This window comes from Corallococcus carmarthensis, from assembly GCF_003611695.1.
GTDB lineage: Bacteria > Myxococcota > Myxococcia > Myxococcales > Myxococcaceae > Corallococcus > Corallococcus carmarthensis.
Genome location: NZ_RAWE01000010.1, coordinates 1 through 19,736, shown reverse-complemented (window position 1 = coordinate 19,736; position 19,736 = coordinate 1). Strand labels below are relative to the sequence as shown.

At 68.9% G+C, this 19,736-nt stretch carries 17 protein-coding genes; 11 read left to right on the top strand and 6 right to left on the bottom strand.

Features of this window, described 5'->3' with window-relative positions; translation table 11 throughout:
- The first annotated feature begins 5 nt into the window (after nt 1-5).
- The 4 genes from D7X32_RS04695 to D7X32_RS04680 all read left to right on the top strand — a co-directional run bounded on the left by D7X32_RS04695 (nt 6) and on the right by D7X32_RS04680 (nt 4,767).
- Entirely contained in the window at nt 6-917 is a 912-nt protein-coding gene (locus tag D7X32_RS04695) for a Rieske 2Fe-2S domain-containing protein (RefSeq protein ID WP_244238849.1), read from the top strand.
- Nucleotides 904-1,815, top strand: coding sequence for a fatty acid desaturase (locus D7X32_RS04690; protein ID WP_120601292.1), 912 nt, complete (start codon nt 904-906; stop codon nt 1,813-1,815). Before D7X32_RS04695 ends, D7X32_RS04690 begins: the two co-directional genes overlap by 14 nt.
- Entirely contained in the window at nt 1,812-3,353 is a 1,542-nt protein-coding gene (locus tag D7X32_RS04685) for a phosphatase PAP2 family protein (RefSeq protein ID WP_120601291.1), read from the top strand. Before D7X32_RS04690 ends, D7X32_RS04685 begins: the two co-directional genes overlap by 4 nt.
- 103 nt (nt 3,354-3,456) lie before the next feature.
- Nucleotides 3,457-4,767 (top strand): DUF418 domain-containing protein, encoded by a 1,311-nt coding sequence (locus tag D7X32_RS04680; RefSeq protein ID WP_120601290.1) that lies wholly within the window; start codon nt 3,457-3,459, stop codon nt 4,765-4,767.
- On the opposite strand, the gene D7X32_RS04675 is transcribed toward D7X32_RS04680, so the two are convergent.
- Nucleotides 4,730-5,356 carry an SgcJ/EcaC family oxidoreductase gene (locus D7X32_RS04675; protein WP_120601289.1) on the bottom strand — a complete coding sequence of 209 codons (627 nt, stop codon included), beginning with the start codon at nt 5,354-5,356 and terminating at the stop codon, nt 4,730-4,732. The two genes, D7X32_RS04680 and D7X32_RS04675, sit on opposite strands and share 38 nt — an antisense overlap.
- A 162-nt stretch (nt 5,357-5,518) precedes the next feature.
- On the opposite strand from D7X32_RS04675, the gene D7X32_RS04670 reads away from it, so the two are divergent.
- On the top strand, nt 5,519-6,853 hold the full coding sequence (locus D7X32_RS04670) for a type I restriction enzyme HsdR N-terminal domain-containing protein (RefSeq protein ID WP_244238848.1): 1,335 nt from the start codon (nt 5,519-5,521) through the stop codon (nt 6,851-6,853).
- Nucleotides 6,854-6,908: 55 nt separating this feature from the next.
- Here the strand turns inward: D7X32_RS04670 and D7X32_RS04665 are convergent, their stop codons facing one another.
- The gene (locus D7X32_RS04665) at nt 6,909-7,814 is read right to left on the bottom strand and encodes a LysR family transcriptional regulator (RefSeq protein ID WP_120601288.1); all 906 of its coding nucleotides are present in this window, start codon (nt 7,812-7,814) and stop codon (nt 6,909-6,911) included.
- Nucleotides 7,815-8,012: 198 nt separating this feature from the next.
- Here D7X32_RS04665 and D7X32_RS04660 point away from each other — a divergent pair, with 198 nt between their 5' ends.
- On the top strand, nt 8,013-8,900 hold the full coding sequence (locus tag D7X32_RS04660) for an aldo/keto reductase (protein ID WP_120601287.1): 888 nt from the start codon (nt 8,013-8,015) through the stop codon (nt 8,898-8,900).
- Nucleotides 8,901-8,955: 55 nt separating this feature from the next.
- A complete protein-coding gene (locus D7X32_RS04655; protein WP_120601286.1) occupies nt 8,956-10,113 on the top strand; it encodes an aldo/keto reductase in 1,158 nt (385 codons plus the stop codon).
- 31 nt (nt 10,114-10,144) lie between these two features.
- On the opposite strand, the gene D7X32_RS04650 is transcribed toward D7X32_RS04655, so the two are convergent.
- The gene (locus tag D7X32_RS04650) at nt 10,145-11,137 is read right to left on the bottom strand and encodes a cysteine synthase A (protein WP_120601285.1); all 993 of its coding nucleotides are present in this window, start codon (nt 11,135-11,137) and stop codon (nt 10,145-10,147) included.
- Nucleotides 11,138-11,152: 15 nt separating this feature from the next.
- Nucleotides 11,153-12,106, bottom strand: coding sequence for a type I pantothenate kinase (coaA, locus tag D7X32_RS04645; protein WP_120601361.1), 954 nt, complete (start codon nt 12,104-12,106; stop codon nt 11,153-11,155).
- Nucleotides 12,107-12,285: 179 nt separating this feature from the next.
- Between coaA and D7X32_RS04640 the strand changes: the two genes are divergently transcribed.
- The 3 genes from D7X32_RS04640 (at nt 12,286) to D7X32_RS04630 (ending at nt 16,195) form a co-directional block, all read left to right on the top strand.
- Nucleotides 12,286-13,566: an OprO/OprP family phosphate-selective porin gene (locus D7X32_RS04640; protein ID WP_120601284.1), complete on the top strand. Its 1,281-nt coding sequence runs from the start codon at nt 12,286-12,288 to the stop codon at nt 13,564-13,566.
- Between the two features lie 164 nt (nt 13,567-13,730).
- Entirely contained in the window at nt 13,731-14,738 is a 1,008-nt protein-coding gene (locus D7X32_RS04635) for a hypothetical protein (RefSeq protein ID WP_120601283.1), read from the top strand.
- A 167-nt stretch (nt 14,739-14,905) separates the two neighbouring features.
- A complete protein-coding gene (locus D7X32_RS04630; RefSeq protein WP_147450028.1) occupies nt 14,906-16,195 on the top strand; it encodes a hypothetical protein in 1,290 nt (429 codons plus the stop codon).
- A gap of 3 nt (nt 16,196-16,198) precedes the next feature.
- On the opposite strand, the gene D7X32_RS04625 is transcribed toward D7X32_RS04630, so the two are convergent.
- Together D7X32_RS04625 and D7X32_RS04620 are read right to left on the bottom strand one after the other, a co-directional pair.
- Nucleotides 16,199-17,494, bottom strand: a complete 1,296-nt coding sequence (locus tag D7X32_RS04625) for an AAA family ATPase (RefSeq protein WP_120601281.1) — start codon at nt 17,492-17,494, stop codon at nt 16,199-16,201.
- Between the two features lie 28 nt (nt 17,495-17,522).
- Nucleotides 17,523-18,218: a glutamine amidotransferase-related protein gene (locus D7X32_RS04620; protein WP_120601280.1), complete on the bottom strand. Its 696-nt coding sequence runs from the start codon at nt 18,216-18,218 to the stop codon at nt 17,523-17,525.
- 236 nt (nt 18,219-18,454) lie between these two features.
- Between D7X32_RS04620 and D7X32_RS04615 the strand changes: the two genes are divergently transcribed.
- Nucleotides 18,455-19,540 (top strand): M35 family metalloendopeptidase, encoded by a 1,086-nt coding sequence (locus tag D7X32_RS04615; RefSeq protein WP_120601279.1) that lies wholly within the window; start codon nt 18,455-18,457, stop codon nt 19,538-19,540.
- Nucleotides 19,541-19,736: the final 196 nt, after the last annotated feature.

Here is a 19,736-nt window from a genome sequence, read left to right as displayed (position 1 = left end):
ACCTGGTGGCTCCGTCCGCGGCCCTGCGGCCCGGTCAGACCCTGGGCGTCCAGGTGGGTGGGCAGGAGGTGGTGGTGTTCCGGAGCCAGGAGGGCCGGGTCCACGCCCTGTCGGCGCACTGTCCCCACCTGGGGGCCCACCTGAAGCACGGCACCGTCCAGGGGGAGCTGCTGCGCTGTCCGCTGCATCATTGGAGCTTCGACGGAGGGGGCCGCTGCCGCGCCGCGCCGGGGCGGAGCGACGTGTCCGCCCTGCCGGGGCCCCGCGCGTGGCCGGTGGAGGAGCGCTTTGGCGGGGTGCTCGTCTTCAACGGCCCGGAGGCGCTGTTTCCCCCACCCGACCTGGGGGGTGGGGAGCACGTCTGGAACGTAGGACCTCCGGTGACGGTGGGATGTCCCTGGCTGCCGCTCGCGGCGAACTCGTTCGACCTGGAGCACCTGCGCACGGTGCATCACCGGGAGCTGTGGGACACGCCGGCCTGGGAGACGCCGGACCGGTACACCCTGCGGCTGCGCTACACGTCGCGCGTCATCGGCACGGGCGCGAGTGACCGGCTGATGAAGGCGCTGTCGGGCAACCGCATCCGCGTGGAGCTCGCGCTGCACGGCGGCACGCTGATGTCGGTGAAGAGCGACCTGGGCCGGGCGCGGGGATTGCTGCTCGCGAGCCTGACGCCGGTGGCGGAGGGAACGTCGGTGCGGCTCGCCGTGGCGGCGCGGCGGGGGCGGATTCCGGGCGCGGCGGCGCTGGTGCTCAAGGTGTCGCGGTGGCTCTACACGTCGTTCCTGCGCCGCGACCTGTCCGTGCTGGACGGCATGCGCTTCAACGTCGCGACGGCGACGGCGGATCCGGTGATGCGCCAGCTGCTCGACTTCGCCGTGGGCCTGCCCGAGGACGGGGACGATGCGCGCCGATGACGCTCCGCCGATTCCCGCCGCGCTCAACGCGGTGCTGCTCGTCACGGCGATGGGCGCGGGCGCGCTGTGCCTGTGGACGGCGTCGCATGCGGAGGCCCTCTGGGTGCGGCTGGTGGCGGCCGGGGTGTTCTCCTTCGTGAACAACACGGTGTTCTCGCTGTTGCACGAAGCGACACATGGCGTGCTGCATCCATCGCGGCGGATCAACGACGGGTTGGGCCGGCTGGCGGCGACGTTCTTCCCCACGTCGTACACGTTGCAGCGGGCGTTCCACCTCACGCATCACCGGTACAACCGCACGGCGCGCGAGCAGTTCGACTACCTGCACCCGGGCGACCACCGCTTCCTCAAGTATGCGCAGTGGTACGTCATCCTGACCGGCTTCTACTGGCTGTTCGTGCCGCTGGGAGCGCTGGTGTTCGCGCTCGCGCCGGGCCTGCTGCGGAGGCTGCGAGGGCCGGGCACGCGTTATGGGGAACAGACGGGCGCGGACGCGTACCTGGGGCGGCTGGAGGATGCCCCCGGGGCGGCCATCCGCGTGGAGGTGCTGGGGATGGTGGCGGTGCAGGCGGTGCTGGCGTACGCGCTGGACCTGACGCTCGTGGGGTGGGCGCTCTGCTACGCGGCGTTCGCGGTGAAATGGAGCTCGCTCCAGTACGCGGACCACGCGTGGTCGCCGCTGGATGTGCGCGAAGGCGCGTGGGACCTGAAGGTCGCGGCGCCGGTGCGCTGGGTGTTCCTCAACTACCACCACCACCGCGCGCACCACCGGCACCCGCAGGTGCCCTGGCTCTACCTGGGCCGCTACGTGGACGACGGTGCCGAAAGGCCGTCCTTCCTGCGGGTCTGGCTGTCGATGTGGCGGGGGCCCAGGCCCTTTCCGGAGCAGTTGAAATGAGTGCGTCCTCCGGTGGGACTGTCTCCGGTGCGGAAGTGCAGGCGGAGGACCCGCTCTTTGGCTGGCCCGCGAGGAAGGAATTGAAGCGCACGGGCGCGATGACGTTCGGCTTCGCGCTGTTCTTCCTCATGGTGTACGGCGGCGCGAGCTGGGTGACAGGCTTCTATCCCGGTGGCCTGCGTGTGGATTTGCCCTTCGAACAGCACATCCCGTTCATGCCCGGCTGGGCCGCCGTGTACGTCAGCATGGACGTGCTGCTGCTGCTGTCCCTGTTCATCTTCCGGACGTGGCGACGGATGCTCCCCTTCGCGCTGACGCTGTGCGCGGAGACGGTGCTGGGCGCGCTCTGCTTCCTCGTCCTGCCGGTGGAGGTGGCGTGGCCGCCGCGAGCCGTCACCGGAGGTTGGACGGCCGTCTTCCACGCCGCGGACACGATGAACCTGGAGCGCAACTACCTGCCGTCGCTCCACGTCGCCTTCGCCTGCACGGCGGCCCTGGCCTACCGCGAGCGTTCAGGGCCCGTGGCACGCACTGTGTTCGCGCTGTGGGCGCTGGCCATCGCGGCGTCCACGCTGCTCATCCACGAGCACCACCTGGTGGACGTGATCGCGGGAGCGTTGCTCGCAGGGGGCACGTGGCGTGGCGTGGCGCCCCGGGTCCGGCGGGAGGCGTTCCTTGAAGCCGTGCGGGTGGAGGCCCTCTGCGCACGGGAGGTGTACCGCTTCGCGCGCAGGCATCCGCGTTACGGCCTCATCGCGCTCGCGCTGTATCAGCAGTCCCTGGGGCGCTGGCGCAAGTCGCGAAGGGCGCGGGTGGGGTTCTGCTTCCTCCAGATGGTGGATGACGTGCTGGATGGAGACCGCCCCATCGAAGGCGAACCGCTGGACGCCATCGACGCGCTCCTGCGCACGCTGGAAACGGGAGCACCGGTCACCGCCACGGAGTTCCACGACACGGCGACGACGCTCGGCCGCGTGTTGCTCACGGAGCTGACCAACCCGGCGGCCCGCGAGCAGGTATTCGAGCTGGTACGCACGATGCGCCGGGACCGCGAGCGGGTGCGCGATGGGCGATGGTGGGACACGGCGACGCTGCAGACCCAACTCGGGAACACCTTCCGGCTGTCCGTGGGGCTGATGCTGCACGTCGCGGACGCAGGGGTGCGAGCCGAGGAGGCCCCTTCCCTGCTCGCGGCATTGGGTTGGTGCTCGGTGATGCGCGACCTGCGCGAGGACCTGGCCCAGGGCCTGTTCAACATCCCCGCCGACGTCGCCGCGGAGGTGCGCGCCCAAGGTCATGCACCCGAGGACTTCGACTCGCTGCTCACGGCGGAGGCCGGGCGGGCCTGGATCCGCGGCGAGTACCAGCGAGCCCGCGCCCTGCTGGACCGCTCCGCGAAGGAACTGGCCCACCTGGAAGGCAGGCCCGGCGTCGCGCTGCTGCGCCTCTTCCACAGGTCGGTGGAAGCCTTCTGGGCGCGGAAGCTGCCGCGTCGCATGCCCTTCCTGCGCGAAGCACCCGTGCTGGAAATCTCCTGAGTCCTTCTCCTCGCGGCTGCCGCTCACGCACGTAGGGTGAGGCCGCCACGGACGACGCGGTGCATGCGTTGACGCGAACCGGGCGGAGGCATCTGCTGGACGCATGTCCGACTCCGCCCCTTCCGCATCCGGCGCCCGTCCGGTGGATGCCTCCGAACGGCTGCCTCTTCTGGACGTGCTGCGAGGCTTCGCGTTGTGGGGCGTCTTCGTGTCGAACAGCTTCGCCTGGTTCAGCGGGCGCGTGCTCATGCCGCGGGAGCAGGCCCAGGCACTGGCGGCGCCGCCGTTCGAGGCGGCCGTCACGGCGCTCTACCACTTCTTCGTGAACCAGAAGTTCGTCACGCTGTTCGCATTCCTCTTCGGGCTGGGGTTCTCCATCCAGCTCCAGCGTGCCGAGCGGCGTGGGGCCTCCGTCGTCCCCGTGTACTCGCGGCGCCTGCTGGTGCTGCTGGGCATCGGGGTGGTGCATCTCACCGCGCTCTGGGCGGGAGACGTGCTCTCCACGTACGCACTGCTGGGGTTCGCGCTGCTGCTCTTCCGGGAGCGTTCCGACCGGACGCTGCTGGTGTGGGTGGGCGTGTCCGTCATCGGGGTCCCCCTGCTGGTGCCGGCGCTCCTGCACTTCGGTCCCATCCTGCTCCACGGCGCGCAGGCAGCGGCCGACGCCGCGAAGGCCACCGAGGCCATGGAGGCCCAGACGCGGGAGCAGTTGTTGCTGGGCCTTTCCAGTGACTCGCTTTGGACGACCCAGGCCGCGAACGCGCACTTCCTCACGTACATGCTGCCGACGCTCAAGCGGCTGCTGTGGATGATCTTCATCCTGGGCCGCTTCCTCTTGGGGTTGCTGGCGGGCCGGCATCTGCTGCTCCAGGACGTGGAGCGCCACCGCGGCTGGCACCGGAAGCTGCTGGGCTGGGGCCTGGTGCTGGGCGTGTTGGGAAATGGCGCGGGGGTGGTGGTGCAGCACCTGCGCCTCGCGGGGCTGCTGGACCCGTCGAAGGCCCACTGGATGTTCACGCTGTCCGCCATCCAGGAGCTGGGCTACCTGGGGCTCGCCGCGTTCTACGTGGCCGCCTTCGCGCTGCTCTTCCAGAAGGAGCGCTGGCGCCAGGGGCTGGGCGTGCTGGCGCCGGTGGGGCGCATGGCGCTCACCAACTACCTGATGCAGACGGTGGTGAGCCTCTGCCTCTACGACGGCTGGGGGCTGGGGCTCATCGGCAAGCTGCCGCCGTCACGCTGCATGGCGCTGACGCTGGGGGTGTTCGTGCTCCAGATTCCGTTCAGCCACGCATGGCTGTCGCGCTTCCGCTTCGGTCCAGCCGAGTGGCTGTGGCGCTCGCTCACCTACGGCCAGCGCCAGCCGATGCGACTCGCGCTCAAGCCGACGCCGGCCGGCGTCCCCGACGTCCGATGAAGAACCCCGCCCCGAGCGCGGCGACAGCCACCAGCGCCCCGAAGCCCAGGGCGGCGTTCTTCACCTTGGTGAGCAGGGGGTTGTCGAACACGTTGGTGGAGTAGTGGAACGCGGCGATGAGCCACTGGTCCCCCTCCTTCACCAGCGTGCAGGTCCACCGCCCGTTGACGACGAGGTCCGTGCCGTCGTTCAGGATGTAGTGGTCCAGGGAAGAGCCATAGGCGACGCCCGAGTTGCCATACAGGCGGGTGAGCGCATCCACGTCGAACTTCGCCGTGACCTTCTTCACGACGCTCTTCGGGCCGCCCAGCATCTCCGCGTAGTACGCGCGGATGGCGTCCTTCCCCACGCGAACGTCGTTGTTCATGGTGGAGAACACGACGTCCGGGTGCAGGTGCGACAGCAGCCGGTCCAGGTCCTGCTTGTTGAGCGCGTCCTCCATGTCCTGCTTGATGGCGCGCAGCGCCTGATGCGTCGCCTCGTCACCAGAAGCGACCGCCGCCGGAGCCACGGCATCCTGGGCCCCCGACACGAAGGGGACCGCGACGAACAGCAACGCCAGAAGACCTACGAGCCGGGTGCGCACCATCGAAGCTCCGTGAAGGAGGTGGACAACGCGCATCCTAGGTAGGTCGCCAGGAGTTCGTTGACAAATCCGGCGCGAAAGTAAGGCCCGGGAGGAGACATCCACGATCAATCGACTCAGGGGCTCCCCCATAGGGGGTATGGGCAAAGGCATCCAAAAGGATTGTTGTTCCCGGATCCCGCCATCGACGGGTTGCAGGGGGGAACCACCGTGGACGCGAATCAACTGCTGGAGCTGGTCAAGCGCTATCAGGACTCCAAGGCTTTCATCACCAATGAAGAGACCGCCAAGCTGGCCCTGGTGGTCCCCTTCATCCGGCTGCTTGGCTACGACCCCGGTCATCCTCGGGAGGTGCGTCTCGAGTACGCGGCGGACTTCGTCCAGGGCGACGGCAAGAAGCTGCCCGATCGGATGGACTTCGCCATCTTCGACCAGACCGGTCAGAAGCCCCTCATCGTCATCGAGACCAAGCCCCTGGGCACGGACCTCAAGTCACGCGCACAGCAGCTGGCCCGCTACCTCTCCCAGCTCCCGGAGCTCCACTTCGGCATCATCACGGATGGGTGCCACTACCTGTTCTTCGGTGACCTGGAGAACCCCAACGTCATGGACCCGGAGCCCTTCTTCACGTTCTCCCTGGAGGACACGAAGTCGGACTGGGCCAAGGTCGCGAAGTTCCTTTCCAAGTTCAGCCGCGAATCATTCAACGCGACGACGCTCATCACCGACGCGGAGAACAGCCGCTACCGCCAGGGGATGATCGACAAGCTGTCCGCCGCCCTGAAATCCCCCGGCGAGCACGAAGGCTTCCTCAAGTGGCTCACCGAAGACATCTACAAGGGGAAGCGGACGACCGCCGTGATGGAAAGGCTCTCCGAGGTCGCGAAGGAGGCCATCGAGCCCACCCTCCTTCGCGTCATGGGCGATGACTTCCTCGACAAGCTCAAGGAGCGCATCCAGCGGCTGAACGAAGGCGTGGAGCCGCCCACCGCCAAGGATGGCCCCAACGTCGTGAAGGCAGACAGCGCGAAGCCCTTTGAAACGGAGCCCCGCGCCACGGGCGACGACAAGGGCCGCGCCACCGTGGAGACCACCGAGGAGGAGCTGGCCTTCTTCGGCGTCATCCGGGACATCTGCACCAAGAACGGCCACGCGGCGGAGGACGTCCTCTACCGGGACACCTCGAACTACTTCAACGTGTCCTTCAAGAAGCCCACGAAGTGGTTCGTGCGGTTCTTCGGCAATGGCAAACGCAAGTGCATCGCCACCTGGGTTCCCCTTGATGAGGCGAAGGCCCTCGCCGCGGGGTTCGAAGTCGAAGCGTCCCCCGCGGCCTTCGGCGTGAGCCGGGTCTACATCCAGACGATTCCGGAGGTGTGGGCGCTCAAGGCACTGGTGACCCGAAGCCTGGAGCTGTCCCTCACGGCCAAGGAGGAGGCTCCTTCGGAACCCGCACGCGAGGACGCCAGGGCCCCACTCAAGGTGGTCGCCAGCCAGTAGCCCTCACCCCGCCGGCAGACCTGGCTGGGTGGATGCCCTGGCGGTGGATGCGGCGTCACATCGTCTTGGCGGCCAGTTCCATGGCCACTTCGATGAACAGCCGCAGCGGTCCCGAACGCTGTGCGCGGCTGGGGAAGTAGAGGAACAAGCCAGGCACGCTTGGCGCGTACTCCTCGAGCACACGCACCAGTCGCCCCGTGCGCAGCGCCTCCTTCACCGCCGGCTCGAAGGCGTAGGCCAACCCCAGGCCCTGCTCCACCAGGGCCTGCGTCAGCTCACGGTGGTTGGTGACGACACTGCCGCGGACCGGCACCCGCCAGTTCCTCTTCCCCCGCTCCAGCTCCCAGGCATAGAGCGGCCCGTTCAAGGGGATGCGGAGGGTGAAGCAGTCGTGGCGCAGCAGGTCCTCGGGCTTCTGGGGCGTGCCGTGCCTCGCGAGGTACTCGGGGGCGGCCACCACGACGAAGCGGAAGGCCCCGGTGAGGCGCACCTGCACCATGTCGCGCTCGAGGGCCTCGTGCAGGCGAACGCCCGCGTCGTAGCCCTCCGCGACAATGTCCACGAATCGGTTCTCGACGACGACCTCCACCTCCACCTGCGGGTGGCGCGCACGGAAGGCCGGCAACACCGGCGTGATGACGTAGGGCACCGCCATCTCCGGCACTGTCAGCTTCAACCGCCCTGCCGCCTCGCCCGGCCTGTCGGAGACCACTTGCAGGGAGGCGAGCGCCTGTCCGAGGCCTGGCCCCGCGCCCTCCAGCAGCCGACGCCCGGCATCCGTGAGCGCCATGCTGCGGGTGGTACGGGTGAAGAGCACCACCCGCAGCTGCTCCTCGAGCTGGCGCACGGACTGGCTCACCGCCGCCGGCGTGACCCCCAGCTCGCGAGCCGCGGCGCTGAAATTCTTGAGGCGCGCCACCACGAGAAACGTCTGCAGGTGCGGCAGGAGGTTCGTCTTCATCGGGAGGCGTCCGATCGGGCACCTGACAGGGCGCCCCGCTGGCGCTCCGGCCAGGCAGTGTCTTGGCAGCAGTCATTTTAAACCACAGCTTCAAGGCCCTTCGCTCTTCCGCCACCTAGTCCGGTGCAGTCAGCGGGGCTACTTCTCTTCGTGTCGGCTTCGCAAACCGCGCGACGGACGCGCAGGGAAGACAGAGCCATGAGCAGGAAGAGCCCCTTCATCACCTTCAACAACGGCGTACAGATGCCGGCCCTGGGGCTTGGCGTCTTCCAGAGCCCACCGGCAGAGACCGTGGGTGCCGTCGAGGCAGCCCTCAGGACCGGCTACCGGCTCATCGACACCGCCGCCGCGTACTTCAACGAGCGCGAGGTCGGTGAAGGCATCCGCCGCTCCGGCCTCGCCCGCGACGAAGTGTTCATCGAGACGAAGGTCTGGATCAGCGACTACGGCTACGACGCCACACTGCACGCGTTCGACAAGAGCGCCCGCAAGCTCGGCGTCGAGCGGCTCGACCTGCTGCTCCTGCATCAGCCGCTGTCGTCGGCGTTCGACCGCACCCTCGAAGCCTACCGGGCGCTCGAGAAGCTGCTCGCGGATGGCAAGGTGCGCGCGATCGGCGTGAGCAACTTCATGCCCGAGCACCTCGACCGCCTGCTGAGCGCAGCGTCCGTCGTGCCCGCCGTGAATCAGATCGAAGTGCATCCGTACTTCCAGCAGACGGCACTGCAGCGCGTGCACGAGAAGCACGGGATCGTGACCCAGGCATGGTCGCCCATCGGCGGTGTCATCGCCTATGGGGGCCGCGAGAAGACGACTTTCGATGACCCGACGCTGCTCGGAATCGCTCGCCAGTACGGAAAGTCGGCCGCCCAGGTGATGCTCCGCTGGCATCTGCAGAAGGGCCTCTCGGCGATCCCGAAGTCGGTCAAGCCCGCCCGCATCGCAGAGAACTTCGACGTCTTCGACTTCGAGCTCACGCGCGAGCAGGTGGCCGCGATCGACGCGCTCGATACCAAGGTCCGTGGCGGACCGAACCCCGACAGCATCACCCTCGCCAATTACGGCATCGCGATCCCAGAGGCGTAACGCCTTCCGTGACGTCGACGGAGGCACCTGGGGATGAACGGATCAACGACCGCACATGACATCAGAACGCAAGAACAAGATGGGACGCCGCTCCTTCCTGATGTCGGCGGGAGCCCTGTCCGCCACGCCGCTCCTGGGCTGTGCGGCCACCCAGGCCTCCACGAAACCAGCGGCGCCGAGCGGGCCCACTGCACCGCAGGCGCTTGGACGGCGAAAACTGGGCTCGCTGGAGGTCTCCAGTGTCGGGCTCGGCGTCCAGAACATGAGCCGCACCTACCAGACCACGGTCCCGAACCGGCCTGAGATGCTCAACATCCTCCGGACCGCCTTCGACCAGGGCGTCACCTTCTTCGACGCAGCCGAGGCGTACGGTCCTCATGAGGTCGAGCGCATTCTCGGAGAGGGCGTCGCCCCGTTCCGGGACAAAGTCGTCATCGCATCCAAGTTCGGCTGGAACATCGACCTCGAGACCGGTGAGCGCCGCCCAGGGCTCAACAGCCGGCCGGACCACATCCAGTTGGCCGTCGAGGGAATGCTCAAGCGCCTCCGCACCGACCGCATCGACCTCCTCTACCAGCATCGGGTCGACCCGGAGGTCCCGATCGAGGACGTCGCCGGAGCGGTCAAGGACCTGATGGCCCAGGGCAAGGTGCTGCACTGGGGCCTGTGCGAGATGGGGCCGCAGACGTTGCGCCGGGCGCATGCCACGCTGCCCGTGAGCGCCGTCCAGAACGAGTACTCGATGCTGTGGCGTGGCCCCGAAGCGGTCATCCTCCCGCTCTGCCAGGAATTGGGCATCGGCTTCGTGCCGTGGAGCCCGCTCGGCGTGGGGTTCCTCACGGGGGCCATCGACGCAAAGACGCGCTTCGCTCCGGGCGACATTCGCGGCATCGAGCCTCGCTTCGCTCCCGAGAACCTGCCGCACAATCTGGCCCTCATCGAACAGGTCAAGCGCTGGGCCGAGCGGAAACGTGCGACGCCCGCCCAGATCCCGCTGGCCTGGCTGATAGCGCAGAAGCCCTGGATCGTCCCCATCCCGGGGACGACGCAGATGGCGCACATGCTCGAGAACATCGGGGCGGCGGACGTGGGCTTCACCCCGGCCGAACTCGCTGAGCTGAACAGCGCCGTCTCAGCGGTCGAGATCCGCGGCGCCCGGCTCCCGGAGCAGGTGTTGGTCTTCTCGGGGGTGGAGGCGCCCCCGAAGAAGTGAGGCCGGGGCGCGTGTCCCGCGCCCCGCTGCCTCAAACCGCTGGCAGCGGCTTCACCGTGAGCTGCTTCGACGCGAGGAACTCCGGGTTGAAGACCTTGGAGGCGTAACGGCTGCCGTGGTCGCACAGGAACGTGACGATGCGCAGGCCCTGGCCCTGGTGCTTGCGCGCCACCTCCCACGCGGCTCTCACGTTGAGGGCCGCCGAGGTGCCCACCACCAGCGCGTCCTCGCGCGCCAGGTGGTAGAGCATCTCCAGCATGTCCTGGTCCTCCAGGCGCATCGCTTCATCCACGCGCGCCTGCCGGAAGTTCTCCGTCACCCGCATGATGCCAATGCCTTCCGTGATGGAGCTTCCCGCCGTCTCCATCTTCCCCGTGCGCACCTGGCAGTAGAGCCCCGACCCCGGCGGATCCACCAACACCACGCGCAACGCCGGGTTCTTCTCCTTCAGGTAGCGGCTCGTCCCGGACAGCGTTCCGCCGCTGCCCACCGACGCCACCAGCACGTCCACCTTGCCTTCCGCCTGCTCCCAGATCTCCGGGCCCGTCGTCTCGTAGTGGAAGTCGCCGTTCGCCGTGTTCTCGAACTGGTTCATCCACGCCCAGCCGTTGGCTTCCGCCAACACCCGTGCCTGATGGAAGAAGTGCGAGGGATTGGAGAACGGCACCGCCGGCACCCGCCGCACCTCCACGCCCATCGCCTCCAGGTACTCGTACTTCTCGCGCGCCTGGTTGTCCGGCATCGTCACCACCACGCGGTAGCCCCGCTCGCGCCCCAGCAATCCCAGGCCGATGCCCGTGTTGCCCGCGGTGCCTTCGACAATCGTGCCGCCCGGCTTCAGCTGCCCCGTCCCTTCCGCGCGGTGGATCATCCCCTTCGCGGCCCGGTCCTTGATGCTGCCCCCCGGGTTCATGAACTCCGCCTTGGCGACGATGTCACAGCCCGTCTGGCGGCTCAGCGACCCAATGCGCAACAGCGGCGTGTTCCCCACCGCGTCCCAGAGCGAACCCATTCGTGGAGCCATGTCCGTCCTCCCGAACTACAGTTTGCGCATCCGCACGCGGCGGACCTTGTGGTCGTTGCCCTTCACCAGGATGAGCCGCGCCCGTGAACGCGTGGGCGCGATGTTCTCCGCCAGGTTGGGGCCGTTGATCTCCGCCCACACCGACGCGGCCCGGGCGATGGCCTGCTCGCGCGTCAGTTCGGAGAAGCGCCGGAAGAAGGACCGCTCGTCGCGGAACGCCGTCTCCCACAAGCTCAGGAAGCGCTCCACGTACCAGTGGCGGATGTCCGTCTCGCTCGCGTCCACGTAGATGGAGAAGTCGAAGAAGTCCGACAGGAACGTCTGCGGCAGCCGCCCGCTGTCCACCGGCCCCGTCTGCAGGACGTTGAGCCCCTCCAGGATGAGGATGTCCGGCTGCCGGATGGACTGCGCCTCCTCCGGCACGATGTCGTAGACGAGGTGCGAGTACACCGGCGCCGTCACCTCGTCGCGCCCCGCCTTCAGCTCCGCCAGGAAGCGCACCAGCGCGCGCCGGTCGTAGCTCTCCGGAAAGCCCTTGCGGTTCATGATGCCCCGCTCGGCGAGCACCCGGTTGGGATGCAGGAATCCGTCCGTCGTCACCAGCGCCACGCGCGGATGATCCGGCCAGCGCGCCAGCAGCGCCTGGAGGATGCGCGCCGTGGTGCTCTTGCCCACCGCCACGCTGCCCGCGATGGCGATGATGAACGGCACCTTGCGCACCGAGTACCCCAGGAACGCCTGCTGCGCCGCCCACAGCGACTGCGCGGACGCCACCTGAAGATGCAAGAGGCGCGACAGCGGCAGGTAGACGTCCTCCACCTCGTGGATGTCCAGCCGGTCCCCCAGGCCCCGCAGCTTCTCCACCTCCTCCGCCGTCAACGTCAGCGGCGTGGAGGCCCGGAGTTCGCGCCACGCGTCGCGGTCCAGGTCGACGTACATCGATGCGGCGCGGGGTTTGGTCACGGACATGCCACCCAGCATGAACCAGACCTCCCCGGATCCGGCAAGTGAAGGTGACAACAGGTCTTCCCTGCGATTCTTGACAGCAAGACTTTCCCACCGCCAACGTGACCGCCCGCTTCCCGGTCGCGCCCTCCTGGCGCGGGGGCACCCCGCCCTCCTGGAGCCCGTCCCCCAGAGGTCCCAGCGTGTCCGTCTTCCCTGCTCCCGCCCTCGTCGCCGCCACGGGCCTGCTGCTCGCTTCGCCCCAGGCGCGGGCCCAGGCCCCGGAGCCCCAGAAGGCCGCGGAGCCGCCGGTCGTCCAGGTGTCGGAGGAAGGCTTCTCGCTTTCGTCCGCGGACAAGGCCTTCGTGCTCAAGCTGCGCGGGCAGCTCCAGGGCGACGGGCGCTTCTTCCTGGACGACACGGACCGCACCGGCACCAACACGTTCGTCATGCGGCGCGTGCGCCCCATCCTGGACGGGACGCTCTTCGGCTTCATCGACTTCCGCCTCATGCCGGACTTCGGCAACGGGCAGCCCCTCATCCAGGACGCGTACATCGACTTCCGTCCGGGGGAATGGGTCCGCCTGCGCGCGGGCCGGTTCAAGACACCGTTCGGCCTGGAGCTGCTCCAGTCGGACATGGACAACCCCTTCATCGAACGCTCGCTCACGGTGGACCTGGTCCCCAACCGCGACGAGGGCCTGGAGCTGCACGGAGAGGGCGAAGGCGGCCGGTGGCAGTACTCGCTGGCGGTGGTGAATGGCGATCCCGACGGCGCCAGCACCGACTTCAACACCGATGACAGCTTCGACCTGGTCGCCCGCGTCTTCGCCCTGCCCTTCAAGGGCCGTGAGCCGTCCTTCCTCCAGGGGCTGGGCCTGGGCATCGCGGCGACGCGCGGCCTCCAGTTCGGCACCGCCACCAACACCGGCCTCGCGCCCTTTCGCAGCACGGGCCAGCTGGTCATCTTCAGCTACCTGAGCAACGCGGACACCGGTGCGGTCGTCACCGCGCACGGCCAGCACCTGCGGCTCGCGCCCCAGGGCCACTTCTACTGGGGCTCCTTCGGCCTCCTCGCGGAGTACGTGCGCTCGTCACAAGAGGTGCAGATTGGGGACGCGCGCGCGAGGCTGCGCCACCATGCATGGCAGACGGCGGTGTCGTGGGTGTTCGGCGGGAAGGCCTCCTTCGAGGGCGCCAGGCCGACGAAGCCCTTCGACCCGAAGACGCTCGAGGGCGGCGCGCTGGAGGTGGCCGCGCGCTACCACGCGCTGGACCTGGACGACGCCGCCTTCCCCCGCTTCGCCAACCCCGCGCGCTCCGTGCGTGGCGCGAAGGGCTTCGGCGTCGCCACCACCTTCGCCTTCAACCGGCGCGTGCGCTTCGCCCTGAACTTCCACCGCACGAACTTCGAGGGCGGCGCCACGGACGGAGACCGCGCCCCCGAGAACGTCCTCATGTCCCGCTTCCAGCTCACCTTCTGAAACCAGGCCACGCACCCTGAAACATTGGGTGACGCCGGGTGTCACGGCCGGCTTCGTCCTGGTGCGTCTTGAAGCGCATGCGTCAGGTGCACGACGCTCCCGCTGCCCATGACGGGTGGCCCCGGCCCGAGGGCCCCTCCCGTGGACTCCCGCAGAGAGGACGCATGCCCGCGAACGTGTACCCGCAACGCCCGACGTCTGTCCGCCCCTCGTCCCTGTCGAAGGGGCTCACGCGCGCCGCGTTGCTCGCGCTGCTGGGCCTGGGCGCGCCCGTGGCCGCGCAGCAGCCCCAGCCCCCCATCACGGAGGACGTACCGCCCCCGGTGCAGCCGCCCCTGCCCGACCGCCGCGTCTACTTCACCACCCTCAACGTGGTCCGCTACAACCCGCTGGGGCTCGAGTCGCAGAACCGGCTCGTCTACCAGAAGCGCCTCTTCGACAGCCCCTCCATGCTGCTGCGCGACACGTACGCCAGCGCCGGCGCGAGCCTCAAGCTGAGCCCCGCGTTCTTCAAGCTGGGCCCCGTGGTGGAGCTGCAGCCCGTGGCGATGTTCAACGTCCGCGCCGGCTACGAGTACGTCCAGTTCTTCGGCACCTTCGGCAGCATCCAGTCGTACCCGGACTCCTTCCAGCCCTACGACGACGACCTGCGCAGCGAGACCAACGACGCCGCCTACGGCACCTCCGGACACCACTTCTTCGTGGAGCCCATGCTCCAGGCGAAGGTGAAGTCCGTGGCGCTGCGCACGAAGCTGGCCATCGAGTATTGGAACGTGTCGCTGCATGACGGCGGGCCGCGCGGCACCTTCTACGATCCGACGCTGGACACGCTGGTGCCCGGCAAGGGCTGGGTGCTCGCCAACGACACGGACCTGCTCTGGCTGGCCGGCCAGTGGACGCTGGGCGCCCGGCTGTCCGCGGTGTGGCCCCGCTACGACGAGGACACCAGCGCGGTGGATCCGCTGCCGGGACGAAAGCTTCCCACCAACCAGCACGTCCGCGTGGGCCCCATCGTCGCGTATGCCTTTGACACGAAGCCGGGCGGCCTGATGAGCAAGCCCACCGTGCTGCTCATCGCCGGCTGGTACCTCAAACACGAGAACCGCGTGAACGCCATGCCCTACCTCCTGGGCGGCTTCTCCTTCAGCACGGAGCTGCTCTCCGGCCGCTGACCGCGGTCCCCTGACTGTTCAAACGCCAAACCCACACTGCCCTCCGGGGCAGTGTCCCCACGCCCGGGTCGTTCCTAACTCGCACTGTCTGTCTTTGGGGGACAGCGGGGGCGCACATGGGAACAGCATGCAGGGCGATGGGCTGGCGGCTTCTTTGGAGCATGGTGGTGGCGGTAGCGCTCGGAGGATGCGGGCCGCCAGAGGCACCCGAAGCAGCCCCACGGACGCAAGAGGCCGGGCTCGCCGGAGGCAACTTCGTCTGGGTGAAGCACCTGGGCTCCCCCCGGTTCGATGAGGCCCATGCGGTGGCCTTCGACCGCGACGGCAACATCCTCGCGCTGTTCCTCTATCAAGGCAGCGTGGACCTGGGCGCGGGCCCCGTCGGGTCCGGGAACGTCAACAGCTTTGGCTTCGCGGTGGCGAAGTACACGACGGCCGGTGCGCTGCTGTGGACCCGCTCTTTCGAGGGCGTGCTTCCCCCTGGCGGACAGAACTTCGTCAACGCGGTGGCGCTCACGGTGGACCGGGAGCGCAACGTCCTCATCTCGGGCAGCTCGAATGAGTCCATCAACCTGGGCGCGGGACTCCAGCCCCCGGGCGCCTTCCTGCTGAAGCTGCGCAAGACGGGGCAGTTCCAGTGGGCCCGGCACTTCACGGGCAACATCTCGCCTCGGGATCTGGTCACCGACTCGCAGGACGCCATCGCCATGACGGGCGCCGCCTTCCTCACGGTGGACTTCGGCCTGGGGCCCAACTCGTCGATGGTGACGGACGTCCAGACCGCCTTCCTCACGAAGTTCAATGCCGCCGGTACGGCTCAGTGGACCGTGCGCGAGCAGTGGAACCTGAGTGGCGGTGCCAGCGTCGCCGTGGATGAAACGGATGCCTTCTACTTCGCGGGCATCCAGTACCCCGACCCGCAGGTCTGGAAGGTGGGCCCCACCGGCACGGTGGCCTGGACGCGGGCGCTGGAGGGCGCCTCCGGCGGCGCCATTGGCATCGCGGTGCACGGCAACCGCGTGGTGGCGGGAGGCCAGTTCAGCAGCCCCTTCACGTTCCGAGGCCAGACGGTCACGCCCCCGGGCTCGGGCAGCGGATTCCTGGTCGCGTGGACGCGCGCTGGAGAGGAGCGCTGGGCGCGCAGCTACCCGCAGACCGTGGGCGCGGTCGCCATGGGCGAGGACGACAGCGTGGTGGTGGGCGGACACTCCATCTCGCCCGACTCGGCCGCCGGCTACACGCTCTTCACCGCGAGGCTGGAGCGGCTCGAGGGGCATCAGGCCTGGCGGCGGACGTACTCCTCGACGGGGCGCCCGTTCTTCACGGACGTGTCGGTGAACAAGCAGGGCGAGTTCGTGGGGATCGGCTACTTCTCGGGCACGCTCCACCTCAACGCCGACTACGTCTCCCGAGGCTTCGACGACGACTTCCTGTTCAAGGGAAAGACGGGCCCCTGACGCTCACCCGAAGCCCTGGGCGCGCAGCACCGCGCCCAGCGGCACGGAGCCCGCGCGGTACGCGTCGAACCACCGCGCGGCCTCCTCGGGCGTGGGCTGCGTCCACCGCCAGCCGCCTTGTCCCGCGCCAATCTCACAGCGGATCAACGACGTGCGCAGCTGCTCCGCGTTGGCGAACGCCACGTGTTCGAACAGCAGCGGGTTCTGGCTGGTGACGAAGGACTGCCGGGCGCCCAGGTCCTCCACGCACGCGCGCACCAGGTCCGGATGCAGGCCGTCCGCCAGCTCGTCCGCGATGACGAAGGCCTCGTGCACGTCCAGGTAGTAGAGGAAGGACAACAGCCGCTTCTGGCCGTGGCCCAGCTGCTCCTGCGCCACCGGCGTTCCGTCCGCGCGCACGAACGCGAAGCGGAAGCCGCTGAAGCCCAGCCGGCCGCCCTGGGACAGCGGCGTCGTCTCCGTCACGTCCACCGAGAGCGTGCCCGAAGCGAACCCCGCCAACGTCACGAAGCGCGCAAGGAAGCTCCGGGGCATCGCCTCATGGCGCAGCAGCAACGACGGCGGCACGGGCTCGCGCTCCACCTGCTCGCGCAGCCAGCCGGGCATCCACGTGGGCAGCGCCATGAGGCCCAGGGGGAACAGCTCTTCTCCCCGCTGCTCCATCGCGTAGCGGATCGCGCCGATGCGCTCGAACATGCCCAGCGCTTCATCGAAGCGCGGCGGCGCCAGCAGGAACGTCTCGCGCAGCAGGTCCTTCAGCCGGTCCTTCACGCCGGGCGCCAGGTACTGCGCGGCCATGAAGAGCAGCGTCCACACGGACCGGTCCAGCACCGACCAGTGCATGCGCTTGGAGAAGCCGGCCGCGCCCGCGACCTCGCACGCGAAGCCCGTGGCGCTGGCGCGCATCACGAGCCGCGCGTCCTCCGCCGCGTCCCACCGCACCGTCGCCACGATGGAGGGCATCAGTCCATGCGCCAACGCGCCCGGCGGCAGCGCCAGCGCGGCACCCGGGCCTGTAGGGCCGCCCTCCCCCGCCGTGGCGGGCAGCGCCGCGGGCGGCTCGTTGCGCACGGCCACGTCCACCGTCAGCGCGTCGAAGCGCAGCGCGTAATCCAGCGCGAACGGCTCACGAAGCAGCCCGGAGAAGTCCGAGCACAGCACCGCGGACACCAGCTCCAGCAGCGTCGTGCGGCCGCTGCCCGTCGCGCCCACCACCACGTTGAGCGCGGGGCCGAACGTCAGCACCGTGTCCGGCGCGAGCCCGCGGTAGTGGTGGACGTGCAGGCGGCTCAGCTTCATGGCGTCCGGCCCTCCCCATGGACCGCCGTCAGCGTAGGCCCTTGGCCAGCTGGTGCGCGAGCCGGTGCAGCAGCTCCGTGTTCTCCGCCTCCGCCGCCTTCAGCTTGGGCAGCTGCGCCTTCAGCGCCGCCACGTCCTTGCCCCGAGTGACGAGGTCCTCCTCCCCCAGCTCCAGCCAGCGCCCCAGCTCCTGCGCCGTCAACTCCAGGTGGAACTGGAAGCCGTAGGACTTCCCCAGCCGGAACGCCTGCTGCGTGTACCGGTCCGTGGACGCGAGCAGCGTCGCGCCGGGCACAGGCGTGTACGTGTCCCCATGCCAGTGCGCCACCGCCGTGCGCGGCTTCGCGCCCGCCACCACCGGGTCCTTCAGCGCATCCTGCGTCCAGCGCACCGGCCCCACACCCACCTCGAAGCCGTTCTTCCCCGGCGACACCGTCGCCCCCGCCGCCGCCGCCAGCAGCTGCGCACCCAGACACACGCCCACGCACGCGCGGTCATTCGCCAGCCGCTCTCCCAGCAACGCCAGCTCCTCGTTGAGGAACGGATGGGCGTCCGCCTCGTACACGCCCATGGGCCCACCCATCACCACCACCAGCGGCGCGTCCACGTCCTCGCGCTTCACCGTCCGGAAGCGCCGCACCAGCGTGAAGCCCGCCGCCTCCAGCGCCGGTCCCAGGAGTCCCGGCCCCTCGTGCTCCTCGTGCTCGAACACCACCGCGCGCATCGTCCGCCACCCCTTCCCTGTGTCTTCGTTGGTGCCGCAGGCAATGGCTGCCGCGTGAAGACTAACGCTCCGGGCCACGGCCGGCCGCGACGCGGCGTGAACCTGGATTGTCGGTAGGCATTTATTTCACAGTATTTCATGCCATCATCAGCGGGCCCGTTTTCTCCTATAAGCATGCGGACCCGGGCATCCCCCCTTGGGTTTTCCGTCGCGTCATTTCCGAAAGGAAGTTCCTCGTGAGCAAGAGCCTTCGCGGTTTCAAGTGGCTGATGGGCACGGTGGTCGGCGTTTCCCTGCTGAGTGGTTGCGGCGCTCCTCCGGCGGAGGGTGAGGCCACCCCGGCCGAGGCCACCGAGCAGGCCCAGGGCGCCCTGACGGCGCAGGTGTCCGCGGGCAAGGCCTCCATGGCCGCCAGCGAGCGCGTGACGGTGGAGGTGACGCTGACCAACACCTCTTCCGCTCCGGTGAGCATCTACAAGTGGGACGCGCCGGGCGAGGGCCTCAACGAGGGCCGCCTGTCGGTGTCCCGTGACGGCCAGGCCGTGGAGTACACCGGCGCGCACTTCAAGCGCGTGCTGGGCCGCTCCGAGGACCTGATCACGATCGCCCCCGGCCAGAGCATCTCCGGCCCGGTCGTCGTGTCGGACGCGTATGACCTGTCCGTCTCCGGCACCTACACCATCCGCTACGAGCTGGAGGCTCGCGCGGGCGTGACGGCGCTGTCCTCCAACCAGGTCAGCCTCTTCATCGAGGGCCGCGGCAACACCCGCGACGGCGCCGAGGCGATGCGCGTGGTGACGGGCCAGAGCCTGGCCTACTCCGGGGCCTGCACGGCCTCCGAGCAGACCACCATCACCAACGCCTACAACAGCGCGAAGACCTACTCCAACAACGCGTACAGCTACCTGAGCGGCACGCCGTCCGCGACCAGCCGCTACACCACCTGGTTCGGCACGTACTCCAGCACCAACTGGGGCACCATCAAGACGCACTTCAACAAGATCGCCAACGCGTTCGCGTCCGCGGCGGTCGTCGTGGACTGCAGCTGCAATGAGAGCGGCACCTACGCGTACGTGTACCCGGGCTCGCCTTACAAGATCTACGTGTGCGGCGCCTTCTGGAGCGCCCCCAACACGGGCACGGACTCGCGCGCGGGCACGCTGGTCCACGAGATGAGCCACTTCACCGTCGTGGCCGGCACGGACGACTGGGCCTACGGCCAGACGGCCGCCAAGAACCTGGCCAAGTCCAACCCGACCAACGCGCGTGACAACGCGGACAGCCACGAATACTTCGCGGAGAACACCCCGTCGCTGCCGTAAGGTGACGGTGGGCCGTTGACTCGAGGGGCGCGGGCCACATGGGCTCGCGCCCCTTTTCTTTTTGCCGCACGCACACAAGGAGCGTCACGTGATGGGGCTGGGACGAAGGAACCTCGCATGGCTCGCGGTGCTGTCCGCCGCCGCCGGTGTCACCGCCTGTACGCCGAAGCCCGCGGAAGCGCCCGCGCAGCAGCAG

Excerpts from the sequence above, each read along its gene's own strand:
- D7X32_RS04690 (WP_120601292.1), top strand. The coding sequence starts at position 904 with ATGCGCGCCGATGACGCTCCGCCGATTCCCGCCGCGCTCAACGCGGTG.
- D7X32_RS04685 (WP_120601291.1), top strand. The coding sequence starts at position 1,812 with ATGAGTGCGTCCTCCGGTGGGACTGTCTCCGGTGCGGAAGTGCAGGCG.
- D7X32_RS04680 (WP_120601290.1), top strand. The coding sequence starts at position 3,457 with ATGTCCGACTCCGCCCCTTCCGCATCCGGCGCCCGTCCGGTGGATGCC.
- D7X32_RS04675 (WP_120601289.1), bottom strand. The coding sequence starts at position 5,356 with ATGGTGCGCACCCGGCTCGTAGGTCTTCTGGCGTTGCTGTTCGTCGCG.
- D7X32_RS04665 (WP_120601288.1), bottom strand. The coding sequence starts at position 7,814 with ATGAAGACGAACCTCCTGCCGCACCTGCAGACGTTTCTCGTGGTGGCG.
- D7X32_RS04660 (WP_120601287.1), top strand. The coding sequence starts at position 8,013 with ATGAGCAGGAAGAGCCCCTTCATCACCTTCAACAACGGCGTACAGATG.
- D7X32_RS04655 (WP_120601286.1), top strand. The coding sequence starts at position 8,956 with ATGACATCAGAACGCAAGAACAAGATGGGACGCCGCTCCTTCCTGATG.
- D7X32_RS04650 (WP_120601285.1), bottom strand. The coding sequence starts at position 11,137 with ATGGCTCCACGAATGGGTTCGCTCTGGGACGCGGTGGGGAACACGCCG.
- coaA (WP_120601361.1), bottom strand. The coding sequence starts at position 12,106 with ATGTCCGTGACCAAACCCCGCGCCGCATCGATGTACGTCGACCTGGAC.
- D7X32_RS04635 (WP_120601283.1), top strand. The coding sequence starts at position 13,731 with ATGCCCGCGAACGTGTACCCGCAACGCCCGACGTCTGTCCGCCCCTCG.
- D7X32_RS04625 (WP_120601281.1), bottom strand. The coding sequence starts at position 17,494 with ATGAAGCTGAGCCGCCTGCACGTCCACCACTACCGCGGGCTCGCGCCG.
- D7X32_RS04620 (WP_120601280.1), bottom strand. The coding sequence starts at position 18,218 with ATGCGCGCGGTGGTGTTCGAGCACGAGGAGCACGAGGGGCCGGGACTC.